This window comes from Xanthomonas sp. NCPPB 1062, assembly GCF_041481705.2.
Classification (GTDB): Bacteria; Pseudomonadota; Gammaproteobacteria; order Xanthomonadales; family Xanthomonadaceae; genus Xanthomonas; species Xanthomonas euvesicatoria.
On sequence record NZ_CM192987.1, the window covers coordinates 3,843,869 to 3,856,143 of the forward strand.

The following is a 12,275-nucleotide window of genomic DNA, read 5'->3' on the forward strand; positions in this document are numbered from 1 at the left end:
CGCCGCAGCTCGCAAAAGGGAGGAAGTGCCGATCAACCGCGTGCGCCGCGCTACTGCGGCGCGCGGTCCGCATCGTCGTTGAGCAAGGCGCCGGCATACAGCCCGGCCAGCATCAGGCTCAGCCCGCCCCAGAAGCTGGAATAGAACGCCAGATGGGTGTTGAACGGAAACACCGTGGCCACCAACGCAATCATCGCCGGCCGCGCCTGCTCGCGTGCCACCACGCTTGAGTAGCGCCACGCACGCCATGCCTGCGCCGCGCCAGCCAGCCACAGCAGCAAGCCGATCACGCCGGTTTCGGCCAGGATCTCGAGCACGATCTGATGCGCATGAAAGGCCGGCCCACCGCCCCAGGCGGGCGCTTGGCCAGGTGCCGGATTGCAGGCCGGATAGGCCTGCCGGAACCCGCGCACGCCTACGCCGTTGAGCGGATGCGCGCGGATCATGCACAGCGACGCGCCCCAGATCTGGGCACGCCCGGACAAGGCCTGGTCTACGCCCTGTTCGCCATTGCCGAACGCCAGTGTAGTGCGCTGGATGCGCTCGCGCGCCTGTGGCGCCACCGCCACCACCGCCACGGCCAACAGTGCGCCGACCACCGCCGCGGCCAGCAAACGACGCCCGCCCAGCAGCTGCCAACCGGACAGCAGCATGATCACGCCATAGGTGATCCACGACGCGCGCGAGCCGGCCAGGACCAACACAATGCCGACCGCCGCCGCGCCGACAAGCCAGGCCAAGACATGACGCCGCCCCAACGCCAGCAACAGGAACGGCGACAGGCTGGCCAGGGTCTGCCCGAATTTCAGATTGCAGGGGCCCAGCACGCCGCTTAACCGGTCCACCAGCGCCAGTTCCTGGACCGTGCACAGGCCATGGCCGCTGATCAGCTGCTTGATCTGATCGATGCCAAAAAACAACGGGCTGGTGCCGAAGGCGGCCTGCAGCAACGCGTCCAGCGTCCACACCCCACCGATGACTGCCAGCCCGGTAAAGGTGCGACCCCGACGCTGTGCATTGGCCACGGCGATGGCGCATAACCACATGAACGGCAGGTAGCGCAGATCGGTGGCCGACTTGCGTAGTGCGCGGCCGGCATCCATCGCGTCGAACGCCGACAGCATCTGCGGCAACCAGTACGCCAGGAACAACACGCTGGTCAGTGCCCAGGCTGCGCCGCTGAGCAGGCGCGTGCCGCCGCGAAAGCGCGCATGCAACAGGCGGTACGCCGCGAACAACGCACCCAGCGACAACACCGTTTCGGCCAGGCCGGGCGTAGGCCATAGCGCCACGAACACGATCACCCACAGCGGCGCCCAGCGGCCGGCATCGGGCGTCAACACGGGCGCCCGCGGGAGGGCCTCAGCGGCGGAGTTCGTCATAGACCTTCAGGGTGGCCGTTTGCATGGCCTGCAACGTGTAGGGGATCACGGCCGGCGCTGCCGGGGCGTGCTGCAGCAACTGCAGCGCCTGCGTGCATAAGGCGCGGGCATCGAAAGCGGCGACCGCACCACCGGGCTGCAACTCGGCCAGCAATTCGCCAACGCCGCCGTGTGCCCAGCCCAGCACCGGACGGCCGACCGATAGCGCCTCCACCACGGTGCGGCCGAAGGCTTCCGGCTTGCGCGAAAGCTGCAGCACCAGATCGCTGGCCGCATAGGCCTCGGCGATGCGGGCAGTGGGCTCGGTCAAGGCGATTGCCTCGGCAATGCCCAGCCTCGACGCTTCTGTCTCCAGCTCCCGCACATATGCCTCGCGCCCGGGCTCGCGTGCGCCGGGCAACCACAAAAAGGCCGGCACGCCGGCTGCTCGGATGTCGGCGAGCAGCTGCAGGCCATCGGCATGCCCCTTCAGGCGCGTGCCGCGGCCCGGCAGCAATAGCAGCGGTGCATCGGCCGGCAGAGCGGGCAGCAGCGTCTGTGCCCATGCACGGGCACTGCGGTCCGGCTGCAGCCGGCGCGGGAACTGCGCGATATCCACCCCACGCGGAATGGTGCGCAGCCGCGCCGGATCGGTCTGCGGGTAATGCGTGCACACGTATTCGCGCACCGTCTTGGACACGCAGATCACGCGCTCGCCGTAGGTCATCACTGCGCTGTAGCGGCTAGGCGAATTAAGCCCGTGCACGGTGGTCACCAGGCGCGGCCGCGTTGCCTCGGGCATGCCGCGCAGCGCGTACCAACCCAGCCAGGCCGGCAGCCGCGAACGTGCATGCACGATGTCGGCCCCGAGTTCGGTGAACAAGCGACGCAAGCCGATCACATGCCGCAGCGTCAGCAACGATTTGCGGCCGATCTCCAGGGTGAGATGCTCGCCACCCACATCCAACAGCGGCTGCACCAGGCGTCCGCCGGCCGACACGACGACGGCGCGATGACCGGCGCGCACCAGCGCGGCAGCGATTTCCAGGGTGGAGCGCTCGACGCCGCCGGACTGCAGTGCCGGCAGCAGTTGCACCACGGTCAGGCGGTGCATCCGGCCAGTATCAGTCGGCGAGCACGAACAGCGCGCCGCAATACGGGCACTTGGCTTCGCCGTTGGGCTCGTCTTCGATCGGCAGGTACACGCGCGGATGCGAGTTCCACAGCGCCATCTGCGGCGTCGGGCAGCTCAGCGGCAGGTCGCCGCGGTGCACGGTGTAACGCTTTTCGGCATTGGCGGGCGCGGTGGCGGTCTGGCTCATGGCGGTGCGATCGGAAGGCAAAGGCAGAGTGCGGATTCTAGCAGCCTGCGTGGTGATCGGCCCATCGACCGGGCGGTACAGGCCCGCGCGGGGGTGAGTTGCAAGAGTTGCCAATCCAATCGCCGAGGCCGCTATGGAATCGGCGATTCTGCAGCACGCCCCCCAATCGGCAGCGCGACAGCGCAACGACACCGCACCACGCATGCCGCCTATCATCGGGAGCCGGCACTTAGCCAACCGGCGACGTGAACCATACCGGGCGCAACATCGGCCCAGCGCACGTGCCGTTACGTGCCCCAAGGAGACACTGCCCCGTGACCTTGCCTGTTGTCCTGCTGCATAAGCGTGGTCTGTCGCGCACCATCGCCATTGCCCTGTTCTGTCTCGCTGCGCTGCCGGCGATGGCCGCCACGCACTTTGCAAGCGCGTTCGAGGACGGTGACCCCTCACCGATGCCGGTGACCGACACTGCCGTGCAGGTTGCCGTCGGCGCCGGCCCGGCAGCGCCGTACGCCGCCAAGCCAAATGCCGGCTACAGCGGAGCGCATGCGCTGCGTTACGCGAGCAACGGCGCAGGTGGGCGACGCGCGTTGTTCACCACCGATCTGCTGATCCAGACGCAGACCACGCTGTCGTGGATGGTCTTGCCGGAAAGTGTCGGCAACGACCATGTGGCATCCACGTATGTCTCGCTGGACCTGCTGCTGGACGACGGCACACATGTCTCTGCCAGCGCAGCGCGCGATCAACATGGCGTGGCATTGGGTGCGCAGGCGCAGGGCGATTCGAAGACGCTGTACCCGCAACAGTGGGCGCGCAAGCAGGTGCGGTTGGGAGATGTGCCCGGGCTGCGTGGGCGGCGTGTGCGTGCGATCGAACTGGACGTGGCGCCGCCTGCGGGCGCGCGCGCTGCCGGGTGGATCGACGATATCGCCATTGCCGAGGTGCCGCTGGCAACGCCGGCGCGGCCCTCGGATCGGGTGCTGACCACGCGCGGCACGCAATCCAATGGCACGTTTTCGCGCGGCAATAATTTTCCCGCGACGGCCGTGCCGCACGGTTTCAACTTCTGGACGCCGGTCACCGATGCGGGAACGCTGACCTGGCTATATCGCTGGAACGAGCACAACGGTGCAGACAATCGCCCGCGTCTGCAGGCGCTGTCGCTGAGCCATCAACCGAGCCCGTGGATGGGCGACCGGCAGACGTTTCAGGTGATGCCCTCGCTCACTGCCGGCGTGCCGGACGCCGATCGCAGCAGGCGTGCACTGGGGTTTTCGCATGACGACGAACAGGCCCGCCCCTATCGCTACGCCGTGCAACTGGACAACGGCATCCATGCCGAGATCGCACCCACCGATCACGCGGCGCTGTTTCGTTTTCGCTTCCCGGCGCGGGGCGATGCCAATCTGCTGTTCGACAACGTGGACGCGCGCGGCAGGCTAAAGCTGGATGCGGCGACCCAGACACTGTCCGGTTACACCGATGTGCGCAGCGGTTTGTCGACGGGCGCAACGCGCATGTACGTCTATGCCAGCTTCGACAGGCCCTGGCACAGCAGCGGCCTGCTCGACACTGGCCGCCCGACCGGATGGATCAAGTTCGATGCCGGCAGCACGCGACAGGTGCAGATGCGCATTGCCACTTCGCTGATGTCGGTGGATCAGGCAAAGCACAATGCGGAACTAGAAATTGCCGCAGACGCGAGCTTCGAGCAGGTCGCCGCGCGCGCGCAGGAGGCCTGGGACGCATTGCTGGGGCGCTTCGAAGTGCCCGATGCCACTGCCGACCAGGCAACCACGCTGTATTCCAACCTGTACCGGTTGTACCTGTATCCGAACTCGGCGCATGAAAACGTGGGCACTGCGACTGCCCCGGATTGGCGCTACGCCAGCCAGAACAGCTGGTCGGACGACACTATCGACGGCAGCGCGGTGCGCAGCTTCGCACCGATCCGCGATGGCCGGGTGTACGTCAACAACGGGCTGTGGGATACGTTTCGCACGGCCTGGCCTGCGTATGCGCTATTTGCGCCCGATGATGCCGGCGCCCTGGTGCAGGGGTTTGTCGAACAATCGCGGGCGGGCGGCTGGATTGCGCGCTGGTCGTCGCCCGGTTATGCAGACCTGATGGTGGGCACCAGCTCGGATGTGGCGTTTGCTGATGCATGGCGAAAAGGCGTGCAAGGCTTCGACCCGGCCGAGGCCTACGCCGCTGCACTGAAGAACGCCACGGTCGTTGCGCCGGACCGGCATGTCGGGCGCAAGGGCATGGCGCGCTCGACCTTCCGCGGCTATACCGATACCGACACGCATGAAGGCATGTCGTGGTCGATGGAGGGCGCCCTCAACGACTTCGGCATTGCCAACATGGCCGAGGCGTTGTCCATCCAGGCCAACACTGCCGCAGCGCGCGAGCGCTATGCGACCGAAGCGCTGTATTTTCGCCACCGCGCAGCCGGGTATGCGGCGCTGTTCGACCCGGCGGTCGGCTTCTTCCAGGGGCGCAAACCCGACGGCACGTGGCGCGTGGATGCGGCGCAGTACGATCCACGCGTGTGGGGCAACGATTACACCGAATCCAGCGGGTGGACGTTTGCATTCACCGCGCCACACGATGGCGAAGGCCTGGCTACGCTCTACGGTGGCCGCGCGGCACTGGCCGCCAAGCTGGACATGTTTTTCGCCACGCCCGAGACTGCCCAAGCGCAGTTTGCAGGCTCGTATGGCAACACCATTCACGAGATGACCGAAGCACGCGATGTGCGCATGGGCATGTACGCGCACAGCAACCAGACTGCGCACCACATTCCATGGATGTATTTGTATGCAGGGCAACCGTGGAAGACACAGCGCATTACGCGCGAAGTCCTGGCGCGCCTGTACCTGGGTAGCGAGATCGGCCAGGGTTACCCTGGCGACGAAGACAATGGCGAGATGTCGGCGTGGTATCTGTTCGCTGCGCTGGGGTTGTATCCGTTGCGGATGGGAGCGCCGGAGTATGTGATCGGCTCGCCGCTGTTCAAGCAGGCGCGCGTGCGCTTGCCGGGCGGCGGTACGCTGACGGTCAATGCGCCGCAGAATTCGCCGGAAAATGTGTATGTGCAATCGCTCAGGCTCAACGGCAAGCCATGGCGCAAGACCTGGTTGCCGCATGCGGCGATCGCCAAGGGTGCGACGCTGGACTTCGAGATGGGGCCCACGCCCTCGCGCTGGGGCAGCGCACCAGAGGATGTGCCGCCGTCGTTGACCGCGCCAGGCAAGCGCCCTGCCCCGTTGCGTGACCTGCTGGGTGCCAGCGCACGCGTGACGCAGGCCGATGGTCGCGCGCTGACGGCTTTGCATGACGACGATGCGGGCAGCGCGAGCGCGGTGTCGCCCGCCACGGTGCTGACGTTGAGCGGTCTTGATCGCGGTGAGGCCATGCTTTACACCGTGACCAGCGGCGACGCTGCGATTGCGTCGGCCGCGTGGACGCTGGAAGCACGCACTGCAGGAGGCACGTGGCGCGTCGTCGATACGCGCCGCGAGGAGCGTTTTCAATGGCCGCTTCAAACGCGCCCGTTCCGGATCGCGACGCCCGGTTCGTATGCGGAGTATCGGCTGCATTGGACCGCGCCCGCGCGTGCACAGGTGGCGGAGATCGAGTTACTGGGTGCGGTGCCGGATGGGCGCTGAGGACTGAGGTTTTGGGCGTGATCGCTGGGATGATGACGCCCCGCGACGCCTGCTGTTTGCGTCGCTCGTCAACGTTTTGGATGGTCGACGCTGAGTCGCTGCCAAGGGTAGGCCGTACCCTCACCCCAACCCCTCTCCCGCGGGGAGAGGGGCTTGTGGGTTATTGCTGCAGACTGGGGACTAAGAGCAGCTAACAAAACTACTGCGCTACGTTTTGTTAGCCGCTCCAAGTGCCTGGGCGCCTTGCAACACCCTATCGAGGAAGACACTTCTCGGCCGTTGTCTTGCCGGCCGAGCGCTTGCTGCTTCAAATCAAGCAGCACTCGGCCAAGTCTTGGACACCTGGCAAGTCTGAACATCTCGAGTCAGTCGGTGCCCTTGTCGGCTGCCGCCTTTTCCGCATCGCGCTGCCTGCGGATCTGCGCATCCACCGCTGCGATGGCGGTCATGTTCATCACCCGGCGCGAGGTGGCGCTGGTGGTGAGGATATGCACCGGCTTGGAGATGCCCATCAGGATCGGGCCGATCGCCACGCCATCGGTGAACACGCGCACCAGGTTGTAGGCGATGTTGGCCGCTTCCAGGTTCGGCAACACGAACAGGTTGGCGCGGCCCTTCAAGGTGCTGTTGGGCATGATCTGCTTGCGTAGCGCCTCGTCCCAGGCGGTGTCGCCCTGCATTTCGCCGTCGATGTTGAGCTCGGGCTTGCGCTTGAGCAGTGCCTCGCGCACCTGGCGCATCTTCAGCGCATCGCGCGAGTCGTGGCTGCCGAAGTTGGAGTGCGACAGCAGCGCGATATTCGGCTCGATGCCGAACAGCTTGAGGCGGTACGCGGCCTGCAATGTGGCTTCCACCACCTGCTCCACCGTGGGGTCTTCCTGCACGTGGGTGTCCAGGAAGAAGAACACGCCGAGCTGGTTGATCACGCCGGTCATCGCCGAGGTGGAGCTCACCCGCGGTTCCAGCGGGATCACGCTGCGCGCGTAGCCCAGCTTCTTGTGGAAGCGGCCAACCACGCCGGACAGCATCGCGTCGGCTTCGCCGCGCGCCACCATCACTGCCGCGATCAGGGTCGGGCGCGAGCGCATCAACTCCTTGGCCGCGGTGACGGTCACGCCACGACGCTCGGTCAGCGCGTGGTAGTACTGCCAGTAATCGTTGAAGCGGGGGTCGTCGAGGATGTTGGTGATCTCGAAATCCACGCCGGCGGTCAGGCGCAGGCCCATGCGTTCGATGCGTGCTTCGATCACGTCCGGGCGGCCGATCAGGATCGGGAAGGCCAGGCCTTCGTCGACCACGTTCTGCACCGCGCGCAGCACCACTTCTTCTTCGCCTTCGGCATACACCACGCGCTGCTTGTCGGCGCGCGCGCGGTCGTAGACCGGCTTCATCATCAGGCTGGTGCGGTAGACGAACTGGCCGAGCTTGTCGCGGTAGGCCTCCATGTCGGTGATCGGGCGCGTGGCCACGCCCGAATCCATCGCCGCCTGCGCAACCGCAGACGACAGTTCCACCAGCAGGCGCGGGTCCAGCGGACGCGGAATCAGGTAGTCGGGGCCGAAGCTCGGGGTCTCGCCGCCATAGGCCGCACCCAGGTCGGAGGCCTCGCGCCGCGCCATCGCCGCGATCGCCTTGACGCAGGCGATCTTCATTTCCTCGTTGATGCCGGTGGCGCCCACATCCAGCGCGCCGCGGAACAGGTACGGGAAGCACAGCACGTTGTTGATCTGGTTCGGATAGTCCGACCGACCGGTGCCGATGATGCAATCCGGGCGCACCGCCTTGGCCACTTCCGGGGTGATTTCCGGATTGGGGTTGGCCAGCGCGAAGATCACCGGCTGGCGCGCCATGCTGGCGACCATCTCCGGCTTGAGGATGCCGGCGGCCGACAGGCCCAGGAAGATGTCCGCGCCTTCGACGATTTCGGCCAGGGTGCGCTTGTCGGTATCGCGGGCGTAGCGCTGCTTGTCCGGGTCCAGATCGGTGCGGCCGGTGTGGATCACGCCATCGCGGTCCAGCGCCAGGATGTTCTCCGGCTTCAGGCCCAGCGACACCAGCATGTTCACGCAGGAAATGCCGGCCGCGCCCATGCCGGTGGTGGCCAGCTTGACCTCTTCGATCTTCTTGCCGGTGACCACCAGCGCGTTGAGCACGGCGGCGCCAACGATGATCGCGGTGCCATGCTGGTCGTCATGGAACACCGGGATGTTCATGCGCTCGCGCAGCTTGCGCTCGACGATGAAGCATTCCGGCGCCTTGATGTCTTCCAGGTTGATGCCGCCGAAGGTCGGCTCCAGGCTGGCGATGATGTCCACCAGCTTGTCCGGGTCGTTCTCGTTGATTTCGATATCGAACACGTCGATGCCGGCGAACTTCTGAAACAGCACGCCCTTGCCTTCCATCACCGGCTTGGAGGCCAGCGGGCCGATGTTGCCCAGGCCCAGCACCGCCGTGCCGTTGGTGATGACCGCCACCAAATTGCCGCGCGCAGTAAGCTCGCTGGCCTGGGTGGCATCTTCGACGATGGCCTCGCAGGCGAACGCCACGCCCGGCGAATACGCTAGCGACAGATCGCGCTGGGTCAGCATCGGCTTGGTCGCGGTGACCTTGATCTTGCCGGCCGGCTGCTGGCGGTGGTAGTCGAGGGCGGCCTGTTTGAAGTCGTCGGTGGACATCGGTGGTGTGGTTCTCGAAGGCGCAGGAGGCTGAATTCTACCCTCCTGCCTGAACAAGGGCCTGTCGCGCAGCTGTCAGCGCGGCAGGGAAATCACGGATGCGGCGTGGTGGGCGGCGCAGCCGGCGTGGAAGCCAAACAAGAACGGCCCTGCATCCCGTCGCTAACACCGACGGAAGACAGGGCCGTAGGAAGCATCAACGCAGGCTGGCAGGTGCCACGCCGGGTTGGCCGACCGGGGCCAGCAGCGGCGGTTCGCCGCCGTCCAGCACCAGCTTGAGCCGGTCGCGGTCCAGGGCGTTTTCCCAGCGCGAGACCACCACGGTGGCCACCGCGTTGCCGATGAAGTTGGTCAGCGAGCGGCATTCGCTCATGAAACGGTCCACGCCCAGAATCAGCGCCATGCCGGCCACCGGCACTTCAGGCACCACGGCCAGCGTGGCGGCCAGGGTGATGAAGCCGGCACCGGTGACGCCGGCCGCTCCCTTGGAGCTGAGCATCGCCACGGCCAGCAGTGCGATCTGGTGGCCCAGGGTCAGTTCGGTATTGGTGGCCTGGGCGATGAACAGCGCCGCCAGCGTCATGTAGATGTTGGTGCCGTCCAGATTGAACGAGTACCCGGTTGGCACCACCAGGCCCACCACCGACTTCTCGCAGCCGGCCTTTTCCATTTTCTCCATCAGCGACGGCAACGCCGACTCCGACGAGGACGTGCCCAGCACCAGCAGCAGCTCGGCCTTCAGGTAGCGGATCAGCTTGAGGACCGAAAACCCGCACAGCCGGCTCACCAGCCCCAGGATCACCAGCACGAACAGCAGGGATGTCAGATAAAACGAACCCACCAGCCAGGCCAGGTTGACCAGCGACTCCACGCCGTACTTGCCGATGGTGAAGGCGATGGCGCCGAAGGCACCGATCGGGGCGGCACGCATCAGGATGTGTACCAGCTTGAACACCGGGGCGATCAGCGCTTCCAGCAGGTTCAGCACCGGCTTGCCGCGCTCGCCCACCAGCGCCAGCGACACGCCGAACAGCACCGCCACGAACAGCACCTGCAGGATGTTCGGCCCGGTCAGCTTGCCGTTGACGACCTGATCGCCGGTGAACGCGCCGATCAGCGAGTTGGGGATGATGTCCATCAGGAAGCCGACCAGGGTCAGGTCATGCGACTTCTCGACGTAGCTCTTGACCGCACTCTGGTCCAGATCGGCCGGATTGATGTTCATGCCGGCGCCGGGCTGCACCACATGAGCGACCACCAAACCGACCACCAGGGCCAAGGTGGAAAAGAACAGGAAGTAGGCCATCGCCTTGCCGAACACCCGGCCCACCGTCTTGAGATGAGTCATGCCGGCGATGCCGGTGACGATGGTCAGAAAGATCACCGGGGCGATGATCATCTTCACCAGCTTGATGAACGCGTCGCCCAGCGGCTTGAGGCTTTCGGCGAAGGCGGGCTCGAAATGGCCCAGCAGGGCACCGAGAACGATCGCCACCACCACCTGAAAATACAGTTGGCGATAGAAGGGGACGGATGCCGGCAGGGGGCCGGCAGGCTTGCTGATGTGCATGACACCACTCCGAGAGACGAGAGAGGGTGCCGAGCAGGCACCCGTTGCACGCATTCTGGCCGCACGTCACAGCCCCGGCCGATAGCCCATTGGTACTACCCCATGTCCAGCGGCTGAACGTGGGCTTACACTTCAGCCGCGCCGCCGCCGGCCGTTAATTCCGTTTAACGCAGACACCGTTTCTGTGCTGCCGTCGTCCGGACCCTGCGCGCTTGCTGAAGACATTCATTGCGACCGCCATGGCAGGACGCCCGGCCCCTTTTCATTGCCGAAGACCATACCTATGCGCCTCAATCTGCTTGTCCTGGCGTTGGCTGCTGCCATCGTCCCCGCCGCTGCCAATGCAGCCATCTCGATCGAAAACTGGCCGACCAAGTACACCTTCGGTGACGGCACCGAGCTTGGCCTGACCGGCAACTACGCCTACGACGACAACAACTTCTCCGGCGACGACCGCCTGGAAGACCGCAACGACTTCCGCCGCAAGGAATTCGGCGCCACCATCAAGAAGAAGGGCGTCTACGACGCCATGGTGTACTACGACTTCGAGTCCAAGCTGTGGCTGGACGTGTTCTACCGGTTCGAGACCAAGGCCCTGTTCGGCCAGGATTACGGCCGCGTGCGCCTGGGCTACATGAAGGTGCCGGTGGGCCTGGAAGCGGTGCAGAGCTCGCGTGCGGGCAGCTTCATGGAACTGGGCCTGCCGATCCAGGCGGTGTTCCAGGGGCGCCGTACCGGCGCGGAATGGACGCTGGAACGTCAGCAGTACCTGCTGCAGGCCGGCGCGTACGGCGGCAAGGATCTGCAGGGCGACAACCCGGGCACCACCCAGGCCGTGCACGCGGCATGGACCCCGATGAAGGCCGAAGGCGACGTGCTGCACCTGGGCATCGCCGGCTCGATCGAAAACCCGCGCGGTTACAGCGACGGCCGCGGCGTGTCGTTCAGCCCGCGTGTGCGCCTGCGTGCGCGCCCGGAAGCCGGCCTGACCGATGTGCGCCTGATCGATACCGGCACCATCCTCGATGTGGACCATGTGATCCGCACCGGCCTGGAAGCGGTCTGGATCCATGGCCCGTTCTCGCTGCAGAGCGAAGCCCTGCGTGCCGAAGTGGCGCGCAACGAGAACCAGCCGCACTTCATCGCCCAGGGCCAGTACGTCTACGGCACCTGGACGCTGACCGGCGAATCGCGCAGCTATGCCGGCGGCGTGCCGGGCAACATCAAGCCGTCGCACGACTACGGCGCGGTCGAGCTGACCGCCCGCTACAGCCGCCTGAACCTGGAAGACAACAATGTGCATGGCGGCCGTCAGCACGACACCACCATCGGCGCCAACTGGTACCTCACCAGCCACTTCAAGTTCCAGGCCAACTACAGCTGGGTGGATTCCTCGCGCAATGGCGTGCATGAAACCCCGCACGTGATGGAACTGCGTGCGCAGGTGCAGTTCTAAGCTGCACTGAGCAAAAGCAGCGCGCCGGCGATTCGCGCCGACGCGCCGCCGCATCGCACCGCCACAGGCATTCGACACGGCCGCATCCATCCCGGGTGCGGCCGTTGTCGTATTCGGCGCTTGCCCAGCGTGCGATCAGAGCGGCTGACACAGATCGCGAGCAGCCGCCAGGCACCTGCGGGCCGAGCGCCCGGAACCGTCGTCGACGCGTGGC

At 65.9% G+C, this 12,275-nt stretch carries 7 protein-coding genes; 2 read left to right on the plus strand and 5 right to left on the minus strand.

Annotated features, from left to right (window positions below):
• Positions 1–50: 50 nt before the first annotated feature.
• From ACCQ16_RS16520 to ACCQ16_RS16530, 3 genes are read right to left on the minus strand one after another with little or no spacing between them, the layout of a single operon-like run.
• The gene (locus tag ACCQ16_RS16520) at positions 51–1,382 is read right to left on the minus strand and encodes an O-antigen ligase family protein (RefSeq protein WP_277569889.1); all 1,332 of its coding nucleotides are present in this window, start codon (positions 1,380–1,382) and stop codon (positions 51–53) included.
• A complete protein-coding gene (locus ACCQ16_RS16525) occupies positions 1,363–2,475 on the minus strand; it encodes a glycosyltransferase (RefSeq protein ID WP_122272360.1) in 1,113 nt (370 codons plus the stop codon). Before ACCQ16_RS16525 ends, ACCQ16_RS16520 begins: the two co-directional genes overlap by 20 nt.
• 10 nt (positions 2,476–2,485) lie before the next feature.
• Complete coding sequence (locus tag ACCQ16_RS16530) at positions 2,486–2,683, minus strand: zinc-finger domain-containing protein (protein WP_008573675.1); 198 nt, start codon at positions 2,681–2,683, stop codon at positions 2,486–2,488.
• 314 nt (positions 2,684–2,997) lie between these two features.
• Between ACCQ16_RS16530 and ACCQ16_RS16535 the strand changes: the two genes are divergently transcribed.
• A complete protein-coding gene (locus ACCQ16_RS16535) occupies positions 2,998–6,360 on the plus strand; it encodes a GH92 family glycosyl hydrolase (protein WP_277572494.1) in 3,363 nt (1,120 codons plus the stop codon).
• Positions 6,361–6,725: 365 nt separating this feature from the next.
• On the opposite strand, the gene ACCQ16_RS16540 is transcribed toward ACCQ16_RS16535, so the two are convergent.
• Together ACCQ16_RS16540 and ACCQ16_RS16545 are read right to left on the minus strand one after the other, a co-directional pair.
• A complete protein-coding gene (locus ACCQ16_RS16540) occupies positions 6,726–9,035 on the minus strand; it encodes an NADP-dependent malic enzyme (RefSeq protein WP_008573671.1) in 2,310 nt (769 codons plus the stop codon).
• A 196-nt stretch (positions 9,036–9,231) separates the two neighbouring features.
• Entirely contained in the window at positions 9,232–10,605 is a 1,374-nt protein-coding gene (locus tag ACCQ16_RS16545) for a dicarboxylate/amino acid:cation symporter (RefSeq protein WP_003483384.1), read from the minus strand.
• A gap of 283 nt (positions 10,606–10,888) precedes the next feature.
• Between ACCQ16_RS16545 and ACCQ16_RS16550 the strand changes: the two genes are divergently transcribed.
• Positions 10,889–12,061 (plus strand): OprO/OprP family phosphate-selective porin, encoded by a 1,173-nt coding sequence (locus ACCQ16_RS16550; RefSeq protein ID WP_372380028.1) that lies wholly within the window; start codon positions 10,889–10,891, stop codon positions 12,059–12,061.
• Positions 12,062–12,275: the final 214 nt, after the last annotated feature.